Genomic DNA, 22,736 nt, shown 5'->3' on the forward strand with positions numbered 1-22,736 from the left:
GGCAGATGGGGGTGGAGGGGGGTCACCAGCGGGCCGCGCCGAGGTCCCTGGAGACCGCGCGCGCCGCGTCGCGTACGAACGTCACCAGGGCGGCGTTCGGCTGTCCTTTGGTGTCGCAGATGCGTTCGACGGCACCGGAGATCCCGATGGCGCCGACGACAAGTCCTCCGTGGCCGCGGATGGGCGCGGCGATGCCGGCCTCTCCGATGGTCATCTCCTCGACCTCGACGGCCCAGCCGACCTCGCGGACCTGAGCGACGGTGCGGGCCAGCGCTTTCGGCTGCACGACCGTCCGGCGGGTGAAGGCTTCCAGGACGCCGTCGCCGAGGGCGGCGGCGGCGCCGACGTCGTAGGCGAGCAGGACCTTGCCGAGCGCGGTGGCGTGCATGGGCAGCAGCGCGCCCACGTCGAGTGTCTGCAGGGTGTCGTCGGGTCTGAAGACGTGGTGGACGATGAGGATCTGGCCGTCGAGGAGGGTGCCGATGCGGACGGCCTCGCCGCTGCGGGCGGCCAGCGCGTCGGCCCAGTTGATCGCCCGCGAGCGGAGCTCGTTGACGTCGAGGTAGCTGGTGCCCAGGTGCAGCAGGGCGGCGCCGAGCTGGTACTTGCCCGTCGCCTCGTCCTGTTCGACGAAGCCGACCCGCTGCAGGGTGCGCAGCAGCCCGTGCGTGGTGCCTCTGGCCAGACCCAGCGCGTTGGAGATCTCACCGAGGCCGAGCCGGCCTGAGCTGCGCGCGATGAGACGCAGGATCGCCGCCGCCCGCTCGATGGACTGAACTGGACCTGGCATATGTCCGATCGTAGTGTGGCCGACAGGTGTTCGACAATGTCGACACCCATGAGCGGGCAATCTACGCAATCGCCCACAGACGTGGACTTTTGTAGCCTGCGTCATAGTTCTCAGACTCTAACCCGGCGTGGCATCGCTGACTAGTGTTCGACATTGTCGACACCTTGCCGTTGACCCTCCGTTTTCTCTCACCTAGCGTCCACGGCAACCGTGAGGCCGGTCACACCACCTGGGACGACTACTCACGGCGACGGTCCGCTCCCGCCTTCCGCCGGGGGGAGCACGGCACTGTGAGGAGAGAGAAATGGCCGAACGACTCAAGGCCCGCGGACTGCTCGGTGAAGTGGCCGCCGAGTTCGCGGGCACCATGATCCTGATCCTCTTCGGGGTCGGCGTGGTGGCCCAGGTGGCCGCCGCGGGGATCGGCGCGCACGACAGCATCGCGTGGGCGTGGGGCCTCGGCGTCACGCTCGGCGTCTACGTCGCGGCCCGCGTCAGCGGCGCGCACCTCAACCCGGCCGTCACGGTCGCGCTGGCGGTGTTCAAGGGCTTCTCGTGGCGCAAGGTCCTGCCCTACTCGCTGGCGCAGACCGCGGGCGCGTTCGTGGCCGCCCTGATCGTCCGGTTCAACTACGCCGAGGTGCTGGCGAAGGTCGACCCCGGCTTCACCATCAAGACCCAGGGCGTCTTCTCTACGCTGCCGGGCAACGGGACGCTTCCCGTCGGCACGTGGGGCGCCTTCCGCGACCAGATCATCGGCACGGCCATCCTGCTGTTCCTCATCCTCGCCATCACCGACCTGCGCAACTCCTCTCCCGGGGCCAACCTCGCGCCCTTCGTGGTCGGCCTGCTCGTCGTGGCGATCGGCATGGCCTGGGGCACGAACGCCGGCTACGCGATCAACCCCGCCCGCGACTTCGGCCCGCGCCTGGCCTCGTTCCTGACCGGCTACGAGACCGCCTTCCACGACCAGTACGGCTCGCTCTACTTCTGGGTGCCGATCGTGGCCCCGGTGATCGGCGGGCTGATCGGCGCCGGCCTGTACGAGGTCCTGGTCGGCCGGTTCCTGCCGCCCGCGGAAGAGCCCGAGGCCGCCCAGCCCGCGGCCAAGCCCGCCTACGAAGCCGTCTGAAACCCCCCCACCCCATCCAGGAGGCACGATCGTCATGGCCGACTTCATCGGAGCCGTCGACCAGGGAACGACCAGCACCCGCTTCATGATCTTCGATCACGGCGGGAACGAGATCGCCCGGCACCAGCTCGAGCACCAGCAGATCATGCCGCAGGCCGGCTGGGTCGAGCACAACCCGACCGAGATCTGGGAGCGCACCCGCGCGGTGATCGAGACCGCGATGAACCAGGCGAACCTCGTCGCCTCCGACCTGGCCGCGCTGGGCATCACCAACCAGCGCGAGACCACGGTGGTCTGGAACAGGGTCACCGGCCGGCCGTACTACAACGCCATCGTCTGGCAGGACACCAGGACCGACCGGATCGCCGCCGCCCTGGACCAGGACGGCAGGGGCGAGGTCATCCGCCGCAAGGCCGGGCTGCCCCCGGCGACCTACTTCTCCGGCGGCAAGATCCAGTGGATCCTGGAGAACGTCGACGGCGTGCGCGAGGCGGCCGAGGCCGGGGACGCCCTCTTCGGCACCACCGACACCTGGCTGCTGTGGCACCTCACCGGCGGCCCCGACGGCGGCGTGCACGTCACGGACCCGACCAACGCCAGCCGTACCATGCTGATGGATCTCGAGACGCTCGACTGGGACGACGAGCTGCTGTCGTTCTTCGGCATCCCCCGGCGGATGCTGCCCGAGATCAAGCCGTCGTCCGACCCCCGCCTGTACGGCACGACCCTGGCGGGCGGGCCGCTCGGCGGCGAGGTCGCCCTGTCCGGCGACCTGGGCGACCAGCAGGCGGCCACCGTCGGCCAGGTCTGCTTCTCGCCCGGCGAGGCCAAGAACACCTACGGCACCGGCAACTTCCTGCTGCTCAACACCGGCCACGAGCCGGTCCGGTCGAAGCACGGCCTGCTGACCACCGTCTGCTACCAGTTCGGCGACGACAAGCCGGTGTACGCGCTGGAGGGCTCGATCGCGGTCACCGGCTCGGCGGTGCAGTGGCTGCGCGACCAGCTCGGCATCATCTCCGGCGCGGCGCAGAGCGAGGCGCTGGCCGCGCAGGTCGACGACAACGGCGGCGTGTACTTCGTGCCCGCCTTCTCCGGGCTGTTCGCCCCCTACTGGCGCTCGGACGCCCGCGGCGCCATCGTCGGCCTGTCCCGCTTCAACACCAACGCCCACGTGGCGCGGGCCACCCTCGAGTCGATCTGCTACCAGAGCCGCGACGTCGTCGAGGCGATGCGGCAGGACTCCGGCGTCGCCCTCGACGTCCTGCGCGTGGACGGCGGGGTCACCGCCAACAACCTGTGCATGCAGCTGCAGGCCGACATTCTCGGCGTCCCGGTGTCCAAGCCGGTCGTGGCCGAGACCACGGCGCTCGGCGCCGCGTACGCCGCCGGCCTGGCCGTCGGTTTCTGGGAGTCGACCGACGAGCTCAAGCGCAACTGGAACGAGGACCGGCGCTGGCAGCCGACCTGGTCGGAGTCGCAGCGATCCCGTGGATACGCCGGCTGGAAGAAGGCCGTCTCCCGCACCCTCGACTGGATCGAGCTGGACTGACTGGCGGATCCGCGGGGGCCGGCCAGGTCCCCGCGGGTCCATCCCTCTGATCGACGCAAGGAGTTCTGCAATGACGTCTGTACCGCTTGGCCCGGCCCACCGCGCCGCCACGCTGCAGAGGATGCGTGAGACCGAGTTCGACGTGCTGGTCATCGGCGGCGGAGTGGTCGGGGCCGGAGCGGCGCTGGACGCGGTGTCCCGCGGCCTCACCGTCGCGCTGGTCGAGGCACGCGACTGGGCGGCCGGCACCTCCAGCCGGTCGAGCCGGCTGATCCACGGCGGCCTGCGCTACCTCCAGCAGCTGGACTTCCGGCTGGTCAGGGAGGCGCTCAAGGAGCGCGGTCTGCTGCTGACCCGGCTGGCGCCGCACCTGGTGCAGCCGGTGCCGTTCATGTTCCCGCTGCGGCACCGGGTGGCCGAGCGGCTCTACGTCGGCGCGGGCCTGGCCCTCTACGACGTTCTCGGGGGCGCCCGCACCATGCCCCGCCACCGGCACATGAGCCGCAGGAAGGCGCTGGCGGTGGCTCCCGGCCTGCGCCCCGAGTCCCTGGTCGGCGCCGTCCAGTACTTCGACGCGAAGGTGGACGACGCGCGTTTCACCATGATGCTCGCACGCACCGCCGCCCAGTACGGCGCCGCCGTCATGACCCGGGCCCGCGTCACCGACCTCGTCCGCGACGGCGCCCGGGTGAGCGGGGCGCGCGTGCGCGACCTGGACAGCGGCGAGGAGATCCACGTCCGCGCCCGCCAGGTCGTCAACGCCACCGGCGTCTGGACCGACGAGACGCGCCAGATGGCCGGCGCCGACGGCAGGCCCACCGTGCAGGCGTCGAAGGGCGTCCACATCCTGGTCCGGCGCGACCGGATCCGCCTCGACACCGGCCTGATCATGCCGACCGAGAAGAGCGTCCTGTTCGTCATCCCCTGGGGACGCCACTGGATCATCGGCACCACCGACACCGCCTGGCGCCTGGACAAGGCGCACCCGGCGGCCAGCGGCGCCGACATCGACTACCTGCTCGACCACGTCAACTCGGTGCTGGCCACCCCGCTGGCCAGGGAGGACGTCGAGGGCGTCTACGCCGGCCTGCGCCCGCTGCCGGCCAGGGACGCGGCCAACACCGCCACGCTGTCGCGCGAGCACGCGGTCGCCCGTCCGGCGCCTGGCCTGGTGACCGTGGCCGGCGGCAAGTACACCACCTACCGGGTGATGGCCAAGGACGCCATCGACATGGCGGTGCGGGAGCTCGGCGGCGCGGTGCCCGCCTCCGTCACCGACCGGCTGCCCGTCCTCGGCGCCGTCGGCTTCGAGACGATGTGGAACGGCCGGCGCCACCTGGCGCAGCGCTACGGGCTGGACCTGGCCAAGGTCGAGCGGCTGCTGCGCCGGTACGGCTCGCTCGCCGAGGAACTGCTGGAGCTGGTCGCCGGCGATCCGGTGCTGGGCGAGTGCGTGCCGGGGACGCGCGACTGTCTCAAGGCCGAGGTGGTCTACGCCGTCTCGCACGAGGGGGCCAGGCACCTGGAGGACGTCCTGGCCCGCCGTACCCGCATCGCGACCGAGGAGAAGGACCGGGGCCTGGCCGCCGCGCCCGAGGTCGCCGCGCTCATGGCGAGCGTGCTCGGCTGGGACGCGGACGACGTGTGGCGGGAGACCGAGCACCACCGGCTGCACGTCCAGGCCCAGCTCGCGGCCGAGCGGCAGCAGGACGACCAGGCGGCCGACAGCGCCCGGCTGGACGTCCCCGACCGTTCCGCGCTCTCCCGATGAGGGAAGGTCGTGGCGATGAGATGGTCGCGCTCGTCGTGCTGATCGACGTCGTCCTGGCGGCGGCGGGACTGCTGCTGGTGTGGCTGTGCACCCGGCCCCTTCCCGGTCGTGCCGTGAGCCGGGCGGCGGTACGGCGGGCGGCGTCAGCGGTCGAGCCGGTAGAGGCGGAAGAAGTCGTTGGCGACGGGCAGCACGGTGCATCCGCTGAAGCCCGCCTCCCCGGCGTACCGGTCCACGGTGGCGGCCCGCAGCACGGTGCCGACGGCCGCCGACGGCTGCTCGACGAGCTGGGTGGGCAGGCAGTGGGTGACGCTCCAGCCGTACATCATCCGCTCCACCGGGTCGCCGGGCGCGGTGAAGTGGTCGGCCACGCGCTCGTCGGCGACGAGCAGCACGCCGTCGTCGGCCAGCGCCTCGCGTATCGCCCGTAGCGTCTCCACCGGGCGCGACAGGTCGTGCAGGACCTCCATGAGGAGCACCAGGTCGTACGGCCCGCCGTCGCGCAGCGTGGCCGCGTCGGCCCGCACCAGCCGGACGCGGTCGCCGAGACCGGCCTGCTCGGTGTGGGCGCGCGCGTCGGCGATCGAGGACTCGTCCGCGTCCACGCCGTCCACCTGCGCGTTCGGGAAGGCGCGGGCGGCCGCGATGGCGGCCCAGCCCTGCCCGCAGCCGACGTCGGCGATGCGCGGGCGCGGCGCCGACGTCAGCCGCTCGACGACGTCGGGCATGGCGGCGATCCAGGTGGCGGCCAGCTCGTGGGTGAAGGCGGGCCGGTTGATGTGTCCCTGGCCGTGGCGGAAGGCCGTCCCGTACGACTCGTACGGCACGCCGCCGCCGGTGCGGTAGGCCTGCGCCACCTGGGAGATGACGCCCCCGATCCCGGCGAGCATGTGCGCGAACGGCGCGGCGTGCGCCGGATCGTCGGCGTCGACCAGCACCGGGACGTACGCCGGGTCCAGGCGGTAGCGGCGCTCCTCGCCGGGCACGTCCGGGTCGGCCTCCAGCAGCCCGGCGACGGCCTGCTGCTCCAGCCACTCGGCGGCGTAGCGCGGCGCGATCCCGGCCCGCTCGCTCAGCTGCGCCGCCGTCAGCGGCCCGTGCTCCTGGAGGGCCCGGTAGAGGCCGAGCTCGCCCCCCAGGTAGACCGCGAACAGTTCGAGGGCGCCCAGGGTGTTCTCGAAGAGGCGCTCGACGAGCTGGGTGGTGCGGTCGGCGGCGGGTTCGACGCCGGTGTCCAAGGCGTTCATGATGACGTCCTCCGAGTGCGAAGCCGTGAGCGCCTGGCGAGGCCAGGCGCGCGGGATGAGATCGCGTGCGTGGGATCGCGGGCCGCTCGGGGGACGGGCCCGTGGAGGTCAGGCGTCTCGGCGTGCGCTGTCATCGGTGGGCACCGAAGGTGACGACGAGCTCGCCATCGCGCTCGTCGACGGTGATCGTGGAACCGTCGGCCACGTCGCCTGCCAGCAGCGCCCGGCCGATGCGGGTCTCCACCTCGCGGGCGATGTACCGGCGCAGCGGGCGCGCGCCGTACACCGGGTCGAAGCCCTGCTGGGCGATGAAGCGCCGGGCGCTGTCGGTCACCTCGAGCTTGAGGCGCCGGTCGGCCAGCCGGTCCCTGATGTCGTCGAACATCAGGTCGACGATGCGCTCGATCTCCGCCTGCGTGAGCGGCTTGAACAGGACGATGTCGTCGACCCTGTTGAGGAACTCCGGGCGGAAGTGGCGCCGCAGCTCCGCCATGACGCTCTCGCGGTTCTCCGGCTTGATCTCCCCGTCCGGGGTGACGCCGTCGAGCAGGTACTGCGAGCCGATGTTCGACGTCATGATGATGACGGTGTTGCGGAAGTCGACCGTACGGCCCTGCGCGTCGGTGAGCCGCCCGTCGTCCAGCACCTGGAGCAGGGCGTTGAAGACGTCCGGGTGCGCCTTCTCGATCTCGTCGAACAGGACCACGGAGTACGGCTTGCGCCGGACCGCCTCGGTGAGCTGGCCGCCCTCCTCGTAGCCGACGTACCCGGGAGGCGCGCCCACCAGCCTGCTGACGGTGTGCCGCTCCTGGTACTCGCTCATGTCGAGCCTGATCATGTTCTCGTCGGTGTCGAACAGGCCCTCCGCGAGTGCCTTGGCCAGTTCGGTCTTCCCCACGCCCGTCGGGCCGAGGAAGATGAAGGACCCGATCGGCCGTCGCGGGTCCTTGATGCCGGACCTGGCGCGGATGATGGCGTCGGCCACCAGCTGCACCGCCTCGTCCTGCCCGATGACGCGCTGGTGCAGGATCTCGTCCAGCCGGAGCAGCTTGTCGCGCTCGCCCTCCTTGAGGCGGCGGACCGGGATGCCGGTCCAGCGCGAGACGATCGCGGCGATCTCGTCCTCGGTGACGACCTCGCGCAGCAGCCGGTGCCTGCCCTGCTTGGCCGCCAGCCGTTCCTCCTCGGCCGCCAGCCGGCGTTCCAGCTCCGGCAGCTTGCCGTGACGCAGTTCGGCGGCCAGGTCCAGGTCGTAGGCGCGCTCGGCCTCCTCGGCCTGCTGGCGTACGCGCTCGATCTCCTCGCGCAGCTCCTGGACCTTCTTCAGCGCCCGCCGTTCGGCCTCCCACTGGGCGCGCATGGAGCCGGCCTCGGACCGCAGGTCGGCCAGCTCCCTGCGCAGCGCCTCCAGGCGGGCCGTACCGGCCGGGTCGTCCTCCTTGGACAGCGCGGCCTCCTCGATCTCCAGGCGCATCACCCGCCGGGTCAGCTCGTCCAGCTCCGCGGGCATCGAGTCGATCTCGGTACGCAGCATGGCGCACGCCTCGTCGACCAGGTCGATCGCCTTGTCGGGCAGGAACCGGTCGGAGATGTAGCGGTGGCTGAGCACCACCGCCGCGATCAGCGCGCTGTCCTGGATCTTCACGCCGTGGAACACTTCGAGCCGCTCGCGCAGGCCGCGCAGGATCGAGATGGCGTCCTCGACGGAGGGCTCGTCGACGAGCACGGGCTGGAAGCGGCGTTCGAGGGCGGCGTCCTTCTCGATGTGCTTGCGGTACTCCTGCATCGTCGTGGCGCCGATCATGTGCAGCTCGCCGCGGGCGAGCATCGGCTTGAGCATGTTGCCGGCGTCCATGGCGCCTTCGGCCGCGCCGGCTCCCACCACGGTGTGCAGCTCGTCGATGAAGAGCAGGATCCGCCCTTCCGCGGCCTTGACCTCGTTCAGCACGGCCTTGAGTCGTTCCTCGAACTCGCCCCGGTACTTGGCGCCTGCCACGAGCGAGCCCATGTCGAGGCTGAAGACCGTCTTGTCCTTGAGCCCCTCGGGCACGTCGCCCCGGTGGATGCGCTGGGCCAGCCCCTCGACGATGGCTGTCTTGCCGACTCCCGGGTCACCGACGAGCACGGGGTTGTTCTTCGTCTTGCGGGACAGGATCTGGATGACCCGGCGGATCTCCGCGTCCCGGCCGATCACCGGGTCGAGCCTGCCCGCGGCCGCGTCGGCCACCAGGTCGCGGCCGTACTTCTCGAGCGCCTCGTAGGCGACCTCGGGCATCGCCGAGGTGACCCGCTGATTGCCCCGTATCGCGGTGAGCGCCTGGAGGAACCGGTCGCGCGTGATGCCGTGCTCGCGCAGCAGCCGCCCACCGGCCGTCTGCGCGCCCTCGTCCAGCAGCGCGATCAGCAGGTGCTCCACCGACACGTACTCGTCCTTGAGCCGGTGCGCCTCCCGTTCGGCCGCGTCGAGCAGGCGGGACAGGCGCTGGGTGACGAAGACCTGGCCGGGGGCCGCGCCCGGCCCGCTCACGCGGGGACGGCGTGCGAGGTCGGCCTCCAGGTCGGCCTTGAGGCGGTCCGCGTCCGCTCCGGCCTGGCCCAGCAGGCGCGGCACGAGCTCGTCCGGGCGGTCGAGCAGGGCCAGGAGGAGGTGCTCGCCGTCGACTTCGGTGTGCCCGAAACGCAGCGCCTTGGTCTGCGCGTCGTGCAGAGCCTCCTGGGATTTCTGCGTCAGGCGGTTGGGGTCCACATCACCCTCCTGTGCGTTGGTCGCGCAGTGCCGCTTCCAGCCGCGCGATGTGCTCGAGCAGGTCCACCACCAGGCCGACGGCGGCGTAGTTCAGCCCGAAGCAGGCGCGCAGCCGCTGGATGCGGCCCGCCAGGGCCACCTGCGAGACCGGGAACCACAGCCGGCCCGCGGCGTCGCGCCGCGCCTCGATCAGGTCCAGGGCGACCAGCCGCCGCGCCAGCTCCGGATGCATCCCGGTGACGCGGGCGAAGCCGTCGAGGTCCATCTCCGCCTCGACGGCGGTCCTTCGCACGAGCGCGTAGGTCATCGCGATCTCCTCGGGTCGAAGGACGAGCCGGCGGCCAGCTGCTCGAACAGGCGCTGCTCCTCCGCGGTGAGGCGCTCGGGCACCATGACGCGGGCCTCGGCGTACAGGTCGCCGGGCGCGCCGCGCGGGTTGGGCATCCCCTGTCCGCGCAGGCGCAGCCGGCGGCCGCTCGAGGTGCCCTTCGGCACCCTGACCTTGGCCTCGCCGCCGGGAGTGTCGACCGGTACGGTCGCCCCCAGCGCCGCCTCCCACGGCGTGAGCGGCAGCACGACGCGGATGTCGCGGCCTTCGACGCGGTAGCGCGGATGGTCGGCGATCCGGACGATCAGGTAGAGGTCCCCGGCGGGCGCGCCGCTCGCGCCGCGCCCGCCCTGGCCGGCCAGGCGGATGCGCTGGCCGTTCGTCACACCCTGCGGGATGCTGACGTCGATCTGGCGGCCGCCGCCGAGCGTGAGCTTCCTGCGGCCGCCGTGGTAGGCCTCCTCGACCGTGAGCGGCAGCTCCGCCTCCTGGTCGGCGCCGGGCGCGGGGCCCCACCCCCGGCCCCGCACGCCGCCGAACATCTCGCCGAAGAGGTCTTCGAGGTCCGCGTCGGTCCAGGTCGTCCTGCCGGCCCACTCGCCACCGGGCCCTGCCCCCGCCCCGGCCCCGGCCCCGGCCCCGGCGCCGGCGCGGGCGCGCCGCCAGGTGTCCGGGTCGACGCCCTCGGGGACGCGGCGGAAGTCCTCCCCGAACGCGTCGTAACGGCGGCGCGTCTCCGGGTCGGACAGCACCTGGTAGGCCTCGGAGATCTCCTTGAACCGGTCCTCGGCCTGCGGGTCCTTGTTGACGTCCGGGTGGTAGGCGCGGGCCAGTCGGCGGTAGGCGCGCTGGATGTCGTCCTGGTCGGCCGTCCTGGGAACGCCGAGAGCCTCGTAGAAGTCGCGTGCCATCAGTCGGCCTTCGACACGATGACCGCGGCGGGACGCAGCTGGCGCTCGTCTTCGCCGTACCGGGGACGGACCACCTGGACGACCGTCCCCGGCGGGGTCTCCGTGCCGGCGATCGCGCCCACGGCCTCGTGGCGGGACGGGTCGAACGCCTCACCGGTGTCGTCACGGCGGGGGAAGCCCAGCCGTTCGAGGAGGGCGAGGGCGTGGTCGCGCACGACCTTGACGCCCTCGACGAGCGCGTCGTCCGGGCCGGCGTGCTGGAGCGCGAGATCGAGGTTGTCGAGGACGGGCAGCCATTGCCTGACCACCCGTGCCCGTTCGAGCTCCGCCTCCCTGGCCGCCCGCTTGCGGACGTTGTCGAGTTCGGCCAGCGCGCGCAGGCGCTGGTCCTCGAGCTCGGACACGCGGGACTCGAGCTGTTCGATCAGCGCCTTGTCGTCGTTCAGGGGTCCGGCGGGCGCGGCGTCGTGCTCGGACATGTCGATCACTCGGGAGTGGTGAACTCGGCGTCGATGACGTCGTCGTCGGCTCCGGCGGCGCCGCCGCCCTGTCCCCGCGCCCCCGGCGGCGGGCCCTGACCGGCTGCGGCGCCCGCGCCGGCCGCGGCGGACAGGCCGTGGTAGACCTGCTGCAACTCCGAGGTGAGCGAGCGGAGCCGGTCGAGCGACGCCGCCTCCTTGACGGCCTGCCGGGCGTCGGCGACCAGCATCTCCGCACGGGCCTTGTCATGGGCGGCGACGTTCGGCCCGAGCTCGTTCAGGCGCCGTTCGACCTGGTAGGCGACGCTGTCGAGCTCGTTGCGGGCATCCACCAGCTCGCGCAGCCGCAGGTCTTCGGAGCGGTTGCGCTCGGCGTCCTGGATCATCCGCTCGACCTCGGACTTGTCCAGCGTCGAGCTCTCGCTGATGGTGATGCGCTGCTCGGCGCCGGTGTCCTTGTCCCGGGCGGAGACGTTGAGGATGCCGTTGGCGTCGACGTCGTAGGTCACCTCGATCTGCGGGACGCCGCGCGGCGCGGGCCGGATGTTCTCCAGCCTGAACCGGCCGAGCACGCGGTTGTCGGCCGCGCGCTCCCGCTCGCCCTGCAGCACGACGACGTCGACCGAGGGCTGGTCGTCCTCCGCGGTGCTGAACACCTCGGTACGGCGGGCGGGAATGGTCGTGTTCCGCTCGATGACCTTGGTCATCACGCCGCCCAGCGTCTCCACGCCCAGCGACAGCGGCGTGACGTCCAGCAGCAGGACGTCCTTGACCTCGCCCTTGATGACGGCGGCCTGGATGGCGGCGCCGATGGCGACCACCTCGTCCGGATTCACCGACATGTTCGGGTCCTTGCCGCCGGTCAGCCGGCGCACGAGGTTCTGCACGGCGGGGATGCGCGTGGAGCCGCCGACGAGGATGACCTCGTCGATGTCGTCGGCGGTGAGCTTGGCGTCGGCCATGGCCTGCTTGACCGGCTCCAGGCACCGCTCCACGAGGTCGGCGGTGATCTGGTCGAACGTCGACCGCATCAGCGTGGTGTTCAGGTGCTTCGGGCCGGAGGCGTCGGCCGTGACGAACGGCAGGCTGATCGTGGTCTGGGTGACAGAGGAGAGCTCCACCTTCGCCTTCTCGGCCGCCTCGAACAGGCGCTGCAGCGCCTGGGGGTCGCGGCGCAGGTCGATGCCCTCCTGCCGCTGGAACTCGTCGGCGAGGTGGTCGACGATGCGCCGGTCGAAGTCGTCGCCGCCGAGGTGGGTGTCACCCGAGGTGGAGCGCACCTCGACGACTCCGTCCCCGATGGTGAGGATGCTGACGTCGAAGGTGCCGCCGCCCAGGTCGAACACGAGGACCGTCTCGTTCGCCTTCTTGTCCAGGCCGTAGGCCAGGGCCGCGGCGGTCGGCTCGTTGATGATGCGCAGGACCTCGATGCCGGCGATGCGTCCGGCGTCCTTGGTCGCCTGGCGTTGGGCGTCGTTGAAGTAGGCGGGAACGGTGATGACGGCCTCGGTCACCCGCTCGCCGAGATACTTGCCGGCGTCGTCGACGAGCTTGCGGATCACCAGCGCGGAGATCTCCTCAGGCGTGTACTGCTTGCCGCGGATCTCGAAGCGGGCCTCGCCGTTCGGGCCGGGCACGACGTCGAACGACACGGCCGTCTGCTCGCTGCTCACCTCGTCGAAACGCCGGCCCATGAACCGCTTGGCGGAGTAGATCGTCCCCTTGGGGTTCAGGATCGCCTGCCGTCTGGCCAGCTGCCCGACCAGGCGTTCGCCCTGCTCGGTGAAGGCCACCACCGAGGGCGTCGTGCGCGATCCCTCGGAGTTGGGGATGACGGTGGGTTGCCCGCCCTCCATCGCGGCGATCACCGAGTTGGTGGTACCGAGATCGATGCCGACTGCCTTGGCCATCGGTATGTCTCCCCTCTGGGGTCGCTAGGCGGGGGGCGTCTGGAGCAGTGCCCGCGCGCGCTCGGCGTGCGCGGGGGCGACGAGCACCTCGTACCTGTCGGCCACCAGCTGGCTCGTCGCGACGAAGTCCCTCCGCCCGCCGGTGAACAGGTGCGAGATCAGCCCGAAGACGACACCGGCGATCGCTCCCCAGATCAGCCCCCAGACGATCACGGAGAACATGGACGCCGCCGTCGTCGCGAAGATCGCGAAGAAGATGCCGATCAGCAGGCCGAACCAGGCGCCCGACAGGGCGCCCAGCCCCGCCGCCCGCGGGTAGGTCATGCGGGCGAGCACCTTCTCCAGCAGCTTCAGGCCGGTCCCGACGATGGCGACCTCCCCCACGGGGAAGCGCTCGTCGGACAGTCGGTCGACCGCCCGCTCGGCCTCGGGGTAGCTGCCATAGCCGGCCACCGGTACGTAGCTTGCGATCACAGAGGTGGGTACGGGGCCGGAAGGTGATGTGGTCATTGACCTGGCCTGCCCTTCACTGGAAGTGGAGCCCACTCTTTCGAGGCTTGTTGCGGGCGGCGGGATTGACATCCCCCATTCGGGTAGACCTCTGGGAGCGAGTGCCGGCAGGAGCAGGCGTGAACGGGGGTGATGCCTGCACCACGCGCGTGGGGTGCGACCTGTTCGATGTCCGGGGGCGGCTCTGCGGAGTATCTGGATGCATGGACGCGAGCGCGAACGGCGCGCAGTCCTCGAGCTCTTCCAAGCGGCTGGACCTGGAGCCGGCGGGGTGCTGCTCCTCGACGGCGGCTTCGGCACGGGCAAGAGCAGGTTCCTCGCCGAGGTCGTGGCGACGGCCACGGAACGCGGCTTCGGGGCCGCGGTCGGGCAGGCCGAGGCGTTCGGCGGGCTCGTCCCGATGGCGCCGCTGCTCGCGGCGTTCGACGAGCCGTCGTCGGAGGCGATCGACTCGCCGGTCGTGCTGGTGGAGCGGTTGCGGGCCCGCGCCGAAGCGCTGGCGGGGATCCGTCCGGTTCTCGTCGCGCTCGACGACCTCCAGTGGGCCGACCCCGCGACGCTCATGGCCCTGCGGACCCTGCAGCGCCAGCTGTCGGCGCTGCCCATCGTCTGGTTGCTGGCCCGCAGCACCTGCGTGCGCAGGACGGAGGCCGAGCGGCTGTTCGCCCTCATGGAGGGTGAGGGCGCCGGCCGCGTCGAGCTCGGCCCGCTGCCCGCCGACGCCGTGGCCGAGCTGATCGCCGGCTTCCTGCCCGCGCCGCCCAGCCGCGAGCTGTCGGAACTGGCCGCCGGCGCGGCGGGCAACCCCCTCCTGCTGACCGAGCTGCTGGCCGGCCTGCGTGACGAGGAGTCGCTCCAGGTCGTGGGCGGGCAGACACGGCTCGTCTCGGGACGGCTGCCTGAGCGGCTCGTGCGGGCCGTGACGCGCTGTCTCGACGGGCTGAGCGGCCCGGCGCGCCAGGTGGTCGAGACCGCCGCGGTGCTGGGCCGCGCCTTCTCACCCGAGGACGTGGCCGACGTGCTCGGCCGGACGCCGGCCGGTCTCCTGCTCGCCGTACAGGAGGCCATCGACGCGGACATCCTCTTGGGAACGACCGACGTCCTGGTCTTCCAGCAGGACATCCTCAGGAAAGCCGTCCTCCAGATGCTGCCCCCGCCCCTGCTCCAGGCCCTGCACCACCAGATCGGCGGGATCCTCCTGGAACGCGGCGGCCCCGCCATGGAGGCCGCGCACCTGCTGGTCGGCGGCCACGACGGCTACAGCCGTACCCTGGCCAGGCTGGACCAGGCGGTGGACGACCTGCTGGCCGACGCGCCCGAGGCGGCGGCCGCCGTCGCCCTGCGCGCCATGAACCTGACCGCCGACCACACGCCGCAACGGCTGGCCCGCACGTTGCGCGCCGCCAGGGCGATGACCGAGGCGGGGCGGCTGGCGGAGGTCGTGGAGCTGGTCACGCAGGCTCTCATCCAGCCCCTGCAGCCGTCGGGCACGGCACAGCTGCGCAGCGTGCTCGCGGCCACGCTCCTGCTGGGCGGCAAGGCGGCGGACGCGGCGCGGGAGGCGGAGCAGGCGCTGACGGCAGCCGACCTGTCGCGGCAGGCCCGGGACGAGGCGCGGATGGCCATGCTCCAGGCGCAGGCCGGAGCGTACGTGGGGGAGCAGGTCGTGCGGCAGGCCGAGGCCGTCCTCGGCGAGCCTGACCACCACGCCGACGCGCTCCTGGTCACCGCCACCACCCTCCTGGCGGTCGCGAGCTGGGAGGCCGGCCGGCTCGCCGAGGGCATCGGCCTGGCCCGCGAGGCGGTACGGCGGGCCGGCGCGGGTTCGGCGGCGGCCCGCCGTACGCACCCGCGGCTGGCGCTGGCCTCCATGCTGCTCGATGCCGGCCGGCTGGACGAGGCGCGGGCTGTCCTGCGGGCGGCCCGCGAGGAGGTCGAGGCGCTCGGCCACACCGCCTGGACGGCGGGCCCGGCCCTGCTGTCCGCGCGCCTGCAACTGGCCGCCCATCACCCGGCCGAGGCGGTGGACGCGGCGGAGGCGGGCCTGCTGGCCGCCGACGCGCTCGGCACGCACCTGTTCTCCGCGGTCGGCGCGGCGGTGCTCGGCGCCGCCGCCCTGCGCCGGGGAGACCTGCGGGAGGCGGCCGCCCAGGTGGAGGGCGAGCACGCGCGGCTCGCGTGCTACGCCGGGTCCCAGGGGAGCGTCCGCTGTGCGCTGCTCGCCGCCCAGGTCATGGAGGCGCAGGGCCATCCGCGCCGCGCCATGGCGTCGCTCGCCGGCGTCTACCCCATGATCGAGCGCAACCGCGCCCTCCTCGTCCTGGATCCGACCACCGCGGCCTGGCTGGTCCGCCTGGCGTTGCGGGTGGACGACCGGCCGCGCGCCGAAGCGGTCACCACGGCGATCGAGAAGCTGGCCGGCGACAACCCGGACGTCGTCCTGGCGGCGGCCGCGGCGGCCCACGCTCGCGGCCTGCTGGACGGCGACGTGGAGAGCCTGTCCGCCGCGGTGGGCCTGGCCGCCGACGCCTACGCGCGGGCGTCGGCCAGGGAGGATCTCGGGGTGGCGCTCGCGCCCATGGCGCGCGCCGACGAGGCGATCAGCACCTTCACCGACGCGCTCGCCGGATACCAGGCGACCGGAGCGGCCAGGGACGCCGCCCGGGTGCGCAGCCGGCTGCGCCTGCTGGGCGTACGGCACCGCCACTGGGTCCGCAACGATCACGCGAAGCTCGGCTGGGACAGCCTGACCGGCACGGAGAACTCCGTCGCCCGGCTGGTCGCCCAGGGGATGACCAACCGGCAGGTCGCCCAGCAGATGTTCATCAGCGCGCACACCGTCGCCTTCCACCTGCGGCAGATCTTCCGCAAGCTGGACATCGGCTCGCGCGTCGACCTGACCCGCTTCGTCGTCGAGGAGGACCGTCTGCACGACCGGTCCCAGCGGTCCCAGGACTAAGGCCGCCGGTGCGGTTCAGAGCGTCAGGACGACCTTGTTGCACTCGTCCTGCTTGTTCTTGAAGAGCTCGAACCCGCGCGGTGCCTCCTGGAGCGGCAGGTGATGGGAGATGACGAAGCTGGGGTCGATCTCCCCGTCGCGGATGCGCTCCAGCAGCGGCTTCATGTAGCGCTGCACGTGACACTGGCCGGTGCGCAGGGTCAGGGACCGGTTCATCAGCGCGCCCATCGGGAACTTGTCGAGCAGCCCGCCGTAGACCCCGACGACCGACACCACCCCGCCGCTACGGCAGGCCAGGATGGCCTCGCGCAACGCGTACGGACGTTCGGTCTCCAGCCGGGCGGCCTGCTTGGCCCGGTCATAGGCGTACATGGCGGGGGTGGGGTGGTGCGCCTCCATGCCGACCGCGTCGATGCAGGCGTCGGGCCCGCGCCCGCCGGTCATGTCGCGCAGCGCGTCGAGGACGTCGACCTCCTCGTAGTCGAGCGGGAGCGCGCCGGCCCGCTCGGCACGCCTGAGCCGGTAGCCGAACCGGTCGATGCAGATGACCCTGTCGGCGCCCAGCAGGTAGGCGCTGAGCACGGCGAGCTGGCCGACCGGCCCCGCACCCCAGACGGCGACCGTGTGGCCCGGTTTGATGTCGCACATCTCGGCGCCCATGTAGGCGGTCGGCAGGATGTCGGACAGGAAGAGCACCTTGTCGTCCGGCAGGCCGTCCTCGATCTTGATCGGTCCGACGTCGGCGAACGGCACGCGCGCGTACTCCGCCTGGCCGCCGGCGAAGCCGCCCAGCATGTGGGAGTAGCCGAAGATGCCGGCGGTGGCGTGCCCCATGAGCTTCTCGGCCATGCCGGCGTTGGGGTTGGAGTTCTCGCACACCGAGTACAGCCCGTCCTCGCAGGCGAAGCAGTTGCCGCAGGCGATCGGGAACGGCACGACGACCCGGTCGCCGGGGCGCAGGTTCGACACGCCGGAGCCGACCTCCACGACCTCGCCCATGAACTCGTGGCCGAGGATGTCGCCCTTCTTCACCGTCGGGACGTAACCGTCGACCAGGTGCAGGTCGGAGCCGCAGATCGCGGTGGAGGTGACGCGGACGATCGCGTCGCGCGCGTTGAGTATCACCGGATCCGGCACGTCGAGCACCTCGACGGTGTTGCGGCCCGTGTAGCAGTTGGCCTTCATGCTCGTCCTCCCACCGGTTGGGCGGGACGCTGCCTGCGCTGCCGCGGGGCGTGGGTGCCCTCGGGGCTGCCCTCGGACCGGAGCACCTCGCCCGTCTCCAGGATCTGCTTGAGGCGGCGCAGGTCGTCGCGGATGCGCTGCTCGGGATGCTCGCCGAGCATCCTGGCGACCGCGGCGCCGAGCGCGCGGCCCGGCCGGCCGTACCGCAGGGTGTACTCGACGACCGTGCCGCGCCCGGCGGGGCCGTCGGCGAAGCGCGCCGAGCCGCTGGCGGTGACGGACCGGCCGGGGGACGTCCAGGCGATCAGCTCGCCCACGCGGTCCTCGACGATCTCGGCCACCCACGACAGGTCGGCGGTCGGCCCCTTGCCCTGCCACCGCGAGCGGCGCTCGTCGAGCGGCTGCACCGACTCCAGGTGGGTCATGAACCTGGGAAGGTTGTCCAGGTCCCGGCAGAACCGGTAGACCAGGTCGCGCGGCCGGTTGACGGTGATCGAGGCGTGGATGGACAGCGGTTCCCTGCCGGAGCGCAGGCCGTTCAGCGTGGTGAACAGGTCGAGGGCCGTGATGCCGCCGACCGCGGCGGTCGCCGCCGCCAGCCGGCGCCGGTCGTCGCCCGAACGGGTGGTCATGGCCTTGCCCAGCAGCGCCAGGTCCAGCGCGTCGCCGGCCACCCGGGTCCAGGCCCATCGGGCGGGCCTGCGGCTGCCCAGCAGCAGCGCGGCCTGCACCAGCTCGCGCGCGCCGGCCGCCTTCGTCGCCGCCTTCGCCGACGGGGAGCCGTCGATGCCGCTGACACGGCGGACGGCGTCCGGAGCGAGGAGGTGTGTCGCCCCCAGCCCCAGGCTGACCCACCCGAGCGTCCGGGCGAGCTTGTCGGTTCTGTGGTGTTCATGTCGCGACATAGCCGATTGCTTCCGTTCTGTCGGGCGGTCGGGTGACGCGTCCGGTTTGGCGGGGATCTGCACCCTGAGCCCCCTGCCCGCCCGGTGGGTGTCAACCGTCCAGGTCTCGCCAAATGCCGTCCCCGATTCCGCCAACTCCGGCACCGCCCGGCCCCGGAAAGGCGGCCGATCCTGCGCCGCGGCCTGGCCTTCAGCCGGTCCGGGAGAGCTGGGCCTCGAACATCCAGGCCTGCTTCTCCAGGTCGGCGGAGACGTCGATGAGGATGTCCTGCGTGACCGGATCGGCCTCGGCCACCGCGTCGATGCGGGCCCGCATGAGCTCCCCGACGCGGCGCAGCATGGCCACCGTCCGGCTCACGACGGTGTCGTCGGACAGCCAGCCGGCCTCGTCGGCGTCGGTGACCTCGCTGACCGCGACGGTCTTGGCGCGGCCGTCCGGGTTGACGCCGATGGCGGCGGCGCGCTCGGCGACGGTGTCCGCATGCGTGCGCGCGACCCCGACCACCTCGTCGAGCTGCAGATGGATCGACCGGAACCGCGCGCCGACGAGATTCCAGTGGTACTGCTTGGCGGTCAGGGAGATGTTGATGAGGTCGACCAGCGCTCCTTGCAGCGCGTCACCCGTGAGCTTGCGTTCGGCGTCCCCCAGCGGGCTCGTGATAACAGCCATGATCGCTGCCTTTCCTGTCTCCGCGATGCGTCGTCCTGCTACCCGGCCGGTCCCCGGACAACCACCCGGGGTCGCCGGCGTCCTGTTCTGCCACCTCCCCCGGCGGCCCCGGAGGTCCGCGGCACGCTCAGGCCGCGGCCTTCTCGTAGACGCGCACGAGCTCGCGGCTCACCCGGTCCCAGGCGTACCGGGCGTTGGCGCGGTCGGTCCCGGCGAACCCCATCGCGGCCCGTCGCGTGGGGTCGGCCAGCAGCCGCCGGATCAGCCAGGCGGCCTCCGCGGGCCGGTCCGGCGCCACCAGCAGGCCGGTGACACCGTCGACCACGGAGTCGAGGTGGGTGCCGACCGCGGTGGCGATGACGGGGATCCCGCAGGCCATGGCCTCCAGGGCGACCCGCCCCTTGGGCGCCTGGTGCGGCAGGCTGAGCACGATGTCGCTGCCGCGCATGAGCTTGGGCATCGACGCGTGAGGCACCTGGCCGAGGAAGGTGACCCGGTCGGCGACGCCGTACCGCTGGGCCATCCGGCGGAGCTCGGTCAGCTCCGGGTCGTCGGCCAGCCGGTCGGGCGCCGGGCCGCCGGCGACGACGAGCTCGACGTCGGGCACCGCGCGCAGCGCGTTCAGCGCGGTGTGCGCGCCCCGGTCGGGCGCGAGCGAGCCGACATGGAGCAGGCGCCCGCGTGACTGCCGGGCCTCGGCGACCGGGCGGCGGCGGAACCTGTCCACCTCCACGCCGTACGGCACGACCTCGATGCGCTCGCGCGGCACGCCGGACCTGACCAGGCTCGACCTCTCCTCCTCCGACCGGGCCACCACGGCGTTCGCCCGCCTGCCGAGCGCCCGCTGCAGCTTCAGCTGCCTGGCGGCGTCGCCGCCGCGGCCGTGGAGGAACGTCTGCGCCACCGGCAGGCCCAGCCCGCTGCTGCCGGCTATGGCAGCCAGGCCGCAGGTCCAGGCGTGCGCGTGGACGACGTCGGGACGGTCGGCGGTCCACTGCCGGCGCAGCGAGTCGCCCAGCTCGGCCAGGTACGGCGTGAGCTCCTCGGAGGTCAGCTCACGCGCGGGACCGACTTCGAGGTAGCGGACCGTGACACCCTTGCCGATGCGCGCCGCGGGCCTGGCGTCGCTGCTGCGGCGGCTGTAGAGGGTCACGTCGTGGTCGCGCCCCAGTTCCCTGGCGACGGACAGCAGCTCCGCGCGGTTGGCGAGGGATTCGGCGGCGACAATGGCGATCTTCATGGCACACCCGTTCGAGGAATGACGAACGAAAAAGGGGTGTGCCTGCGTCTTAGGCACCGCCGTGGAGGCAGAAGAGTTGTACCACGATCCCGCCGGATCCCAAACCTCGAAATTCACCTGAATCTTGATGATTGAACCGCTCGAAGGTGGGGCATACTCGGCGCCATAAGTCCAGCAGAGGGCTTGACCGCCGTTGAGGCGAGGTGTGCCCCTGCGCGGATTCATTCTGGCGGGCCGCCTGCATCCCCTTTTTGAAGGAGTAGCACCGTGACCGTCCAGAATGTCGTTCGCGCCGATGACGTGACCGCCGAGGACCTCCTCGAGGAGATGTCCCGGCCTGAGACGTCCCCCGCGGATCGTGAGCGGCTGTGCGAGCGCCTCGTCCAGATGCACCGGCCGCTGGTCCTGGAGATCACCCGGAAGTACCGCTACCGGGGCGAGCCGTACGAGGACATCCTCCAGGCCGCCTACCTCGGCCTCATGAAGGCGATCAACGGTTTCGACGCCTCGCTCGGCCACACGTTCAAGGGCTACGCCGCCGTCACCATGAGCGGCGAGGTGAAGCGCCACTTCCGCGACCGCGCCTGGGCCATCCGGGTGCCGCGCGTCTACCAGGACCGCCGCGCCGAGCTGAACCGGCTGGTCGGCGAGCTGACCCAGGAGCTCGGCACGTCGCCCACCGTGGCCCAGCTCGCCGAGCGGATGAACATCTCGCAGGAGGACGTCCTGCTCACCCTCGACGCCTCGGCCGCCTACAGCACGCTGTCGCTCGACGCCCCGGTCGGGTCCGCCGGTGGCGACGACGTCGCCTCCCTCGGCGAGATGATCCCCGATGAGGACGGCGCCCTCGCCACCCTGGTCGACACCGAAGCGGTCAGGCCGCTCATCGACGCCCTGCCCGACCGGGAGCGGAACATCCTGCTGCTGCGCTACTTCGGCAACATGACCCAGGCCGAGATCGCCGAGGAGTTCGGCATCTCGCAGATGCACGTCTCCCGGATCCTGCGCAAGGTCCTCGACCAGCTCCGCGGCGAGCTGACGGCCGCCGTGTAGGCGGCCCCCGCGCGCCGGGACAGGGGCGACGGGCCGCGCGGCCGGTCGGACGGCACCCGACGGGCTCCGCGACCGGCCGGACGGCATCGGCTCAGGCGACGGGCTCCGCGATCGGCTGGACGGCGGCCGACAGGTCGGTGCGCAGCGCGAACGGCACGAAGCCGGCCAGGGTGACCAGCGCGAGGCCGGTGGCGGCGGCGAACACCGTCCGCACGTCCCACAGCTCCGCCCCGAGCCCGGCCAGCGCGGCGCCGGCCGGGATGACGCCCCAGCTCAGCACCCGCGACGCGGAGTAGACGCGGCCCAGCAGGTCGGGCGGCGTCAGGTTCTGCCGGACGGTGGCCACGAGGATCCGCCAGACGCTCGACCCCGCTCCGGCGACCACCACGCCCGCGGCCACCAGCCACGCGTCCGCGTCCAGCGCCACGGGCGCCACCAGCAGGACGGTGCCGACGGCGTCAGCGACGAGGAGCGTGGTCACCCCGTACCGGCGGCGCAGCGGCTCGACCAGCATCGAGGCCAGCAGCCCGCCGACGGCCATCGCCGTCATCAGCAGGCCGTACTGGACCGCGGTGAGGCCGAGCGGGCCGGGGCTGACGGCGTACACGACGAGCAGTGCCGTGGCGGCCGCCCAGACGACGTTCATCGCGGCGGTGAAGAGCGTCAGCGTCCGCACCACCGGCTGCCGCCACAGGAAGCGGAACCCGGCGACCACCTGGCCCGCGCCGCCGCCGGTCCGGCCGTCCGCCGGCGCGCGGCGGAGCGTCATCGCGGCGAGCCCCACGGCGGCCAGGACGTACAGAGCCGCGCTGGCGCCGGTGGCCAGCGCCAGCGTGAGGGCCGCCAGCAGGCCCGCGAGCGGGGGTCCCGCCAGCTGGTTGGTGACGTTGACGGTCGCCTCGATCCTGGCGTTCGCCCTGGAACGGCCCGCCGGCTCGACGACCATGGGGACGGTCGAGGACAGCGCCGTGTCGGCGAGCGTCTCCGCCGCGCCGAGCAGTACCGCGGCGGCCAGGATCACCGGCAGCGAGAGCGCGCCGGCCAGGTGACCGGCGGTGAGAGCGGCCAGCACGAGCGCCCGGACGAGGTTGACGGCGCCCAGCAGCAGGCGGCGGTCGAGGCGGTCGACCAGCCAGCCGGCGTGCAGGCCGAAGACCGGCCAGGCCAGCGTCAGCGCCGTCGTCACGGCCGCCACCCCGCCGGGCGAGGCGCCGACCGCCAGGGCGAGCAGGGGGAGCGCGAACAGCGCCACGCCGTCACCCAGGTTGGCGGCGCCGGTGCCGAACCACAGCCCGTTGAAGGAGCGGCCCAGCGAGACGGGGAGGACGCGCATGCATTCTCACCTTTC

General features: G+C 72.4%; 18 protein-coding genes. 5 read left to right on the plus strand and 13 right to left on the minus strand.

The window, feature by feature from the left end:
* Window positions 1-22: 22 nt before the first annotated feature.
* Window positions 23-790 (minus strand): IclR family transcriptional regulator, encoded by a 768-nt coding sequence (locus ABZX22_RS13135; RefSeq protein WP_354908084.1) that lies wholly within the window; start codon window positions 788-790, stop codon window positions 23-25.
* A 304-nt stretch (window positions 791-1,094) separates the two neighbouring features.
* Here ABZX22_RS13135 and ABZX22_RS13140 point away from each other — a divergent pair, with 304 nt between their 5' ends.
* The 3 genes from ABZX22_RS13140 (at window position 1,095) to ABZX22_RS13150 (ending at window position 5,245) form a co-directional block, all read left to right on the plus strand.
* The gene (locus ABZX22_RS13140; RefSeq protein ID WP_354908085.1) at window positions 1,095-1,922 is read left to right on the plus strand and encodes an MIP/aquaporin family protein; all 828 of its coding nucleotides are present in this window, start codon (window positions 1,095-1,097) and stop codon (window positions 1,920-1,922) included.
* Window positions 1,923-1,956: 34 nt separating this feature from the next.
* Window positions 1,957-3,474, plus strand: a complete 1,518-nt coding sequence (glpK, locus tag ABZX22_RS13145) for a glycerol kinase GlpK (RefSeq protein ID WP_354908087.1) — start codon at window positions 1,957-1,959, stop codon at window positions 3,472-3,474.
* A 121-nt stretch (window positions 3,475-3,595) separates the two neighbouring features.
* Window positions 3,596-5,245 carry a glycerol-3-phosphate dehydrogenase/oxidase gene (locus ABZX22_RS13150; protein ID WP_354908088.1) on the plus strand — a complete coding sequence of 550 codons (1,650 nt, stop codon included), beginning with the start codon at window positions 3,596-3,598 and terminating at the stop codon, window positions 5,243-5,245.
* A gap of 143 nt (window positions 5,246-5,388) precedes the next feature.
* Here ABZX22_RS13150 and ABZX22_RS13155 read toward each other — a convergent pair whose 3' ends face one another.
* The 7 genes from ABZX22_RS13155 to ABZX22_RS13185 all read right to left on the minus strand — a co-directional run bounded on the left by ABZX22_RS13155 (window position 5,389) and on the right by ABZX22_RS13185 (window position 13,319).
* Window positions 5,389-6,492, minus strand: coding sequence for a class I SAM-dependent methyltransferase (locus ABZX22_RS13155; protein WP_354908089.1), 1,104 nt, complete (start codon window positions 6,490-6,492; stop codon window positions 5,389-5,391).
* Between the two features lie 130 nt (window positions 6,493-6,622).
* A complete protein-coding gene (gene clpB, locus ABZX22_RS13160) occupies window positions 6,623-9,238 on the minus strand; it encodes an ATP-dependent chaperone ClpB (protein WP_354908091.1) in 2,616 nt (871 codons plus the stop codon).
* Between the two features lies 1 nt (window position 9,239).
* Window positions 9,240-9,545, minus strand: coding sequence for a chaperone modulator CbpM (locus ABZX22_RS13165; RefSeq protein ID WP_354908092.1), 306 nt, complete (start codon window positions 9,543-9,545; stop codon window positions 9,240-9,242).
* A complete protein-coding gene (locus tag ABZX22_RS13170; RefSeq protein ID WP_354908094.1) occupies window positions 9,542-10,477 on the minus strand; it encodes a J domain-containing protein in 936 nt (311 codons plus the stop codon). Before ABZX22_RS13170 ends, ABZX22_RS13165 begins: the two co-directional genes overlap by 4 nt.
* Complete coding sequence (locus ABZX22_RS13175) at window positions 10,477-10,956, minus strand: nucleotide exchange factor GrpE (protein ID WP_354908348.1); 480 nt, start codon at window positions 10,954-10,956, stop codon at window positions 10,477-10,479. Before ABZX22_RS13175 ends, ABZX22_RS13170 begins: the two co-directional genes overlap by 1 nt.
* Window positions 10,957-10,961: 5 nt before the next feature.
* Window positions 10,962-12,866: a molecular chaperone DnaK gene (gene dnaK, locus ABZX22_RS13180; RefSeq protein ID WP_354908095.1), complete on the minus strand. Its 1,905-nt coding sequence runs from the start codon at window positions 12,864-12,866 to the stop codon at window positions 10,962-10,964.
* A gap of 24 nt (window positions 12,867-12,890) precedes the next feature.
* Window positions 12,891-13,319 (minus strand): general stress protein, encoded by a 429-nt coding sequence (locus ABZX22_RS13185; protein WP_354908096.1) that lies wholly within the window; start codon window positions 13,317-13,319, stop codon window positions 12,891-12,893.
* 256 nt (window positions 13,320-13,575) lie between these two features.
* On the opposite strand from ABZX22_RS13185, the gene ABZX22_RS13190 reads away from it, so the two are divergent.
* Window positions 13,576-16,335, plus strand: coding sequence for a LuxR C-terminal-related transcriptional regulator (locus tag ABZX22_RS13190; protein WP_354908098.1), 2,760 nt, complete (start codon window positions 13,576-13,578; stop codon window positions 16,333-16,335).
* A 15-nt stretch (window positions 16,336-16,350) separates the two neighbouring features.
* On the opposite strand, the gene ABZX22_RS13195 is transcribed toward ABZX22_RS13190, so the two are convergent.
* The 4 genes from ABZX22_RS13195 to ABZX22_RS13210 all read right to left on the minus strand — a co-directional run bounded on the left by ABZX22_RS13195 (window position 16,351) and on the right by ABZX22_RS13210 (window position 20,335).
* Window positions 16,351-17,520, minus strand: a complete 1,170-nt coding sequence (locus ABZX22_RS13195) for a zinc-dependent alcohol dehydrogenase (protein WP_354908099.1) — start codon at window positions 17,518-17,520, stop codon at window positions 16,351-16,353.
* Entirely contained in the window at window positions 17,517-18,425 is a 909-nt protein-coding gene (locus ABZX22_RS13200) for an SRPBCC family protein (protein ID WP_354908101.1), read from the minus strand. Before ABZX22_RS13200 ends, ABZX22_RS13195 begins: the two co-directional genes overlap by 4 nt.
* Window positions 18,426-18,615: 190 nt before the next feature.
* Window positions 18,616-19,095, minus strand: coding sequence for a DNA starvation/stationary phase protection protein (locus ABZX22_RS13205; RefSeq protein ID WP_354908102.1), 480 nt, complete (start codon window positions 19,093-19,095; stop codon window positions 18,616-18,618).
* A 127-nt stretch (window positions 19,096-19,222) separates the two neighbouring features.
* The gene (locus ABZX22_RS13210; RefSeq protein WP_354908104.1) at window positions 19,223-20,335 is read right to left on the minus strand and encodes a glycosyltransferase; all 1,113 of its coding nucleotides are present in this window, start codon (window positions 20,333-20,335) and stop codon (window positions 19,223-19,225) included.
* Between the two features lie 267 nt (window positions 20,336-20,602).
* Here ABZX22_RS13210 and ABZX22_RS13215 point away from each other — a divergent pair, with 267 nt between their 5' ends.
* Window positions 20,603-21,388, plus strand: coding sequence for a SigB/SigF/SigG family RNA polymerase sigma factor (locus tag ABZX22_RS13215; protein WP_354908106.1), 786 nt, complete (start codon window positions 20,603-20,605; stop codon window positions 21,386-21,388).
* A gap of 91 nt (window positions 21,389-21,479) precedes the next feature.
* On the opposite strand, the gene ABZX22_RS13220 is transcribed toward ABZX22_RS13215, so the two are convergent.
* Window positions 21,480-22,721, minus strand: a complete 1,242-nt coding sequence (locus ABZX22_RS13220) for an MFS transporter (protein ID WP_354908108.1) — start codon at window positions 22,719-22,721, stop codon at window positions 21,480-21,482.
* Window positions 22,722-22,736 lie beyond the last annotated feature (15 nt).

The sequence above is a fragment of the Nonomuraea sp. NPDC003804 genome (genome assembly GCF_040610675.1).
GTDB lineage: Bacteria > Actinomycetota > Actinomycetes > Streptosporangiales > Streptosporangiaceae > Nonomuraea.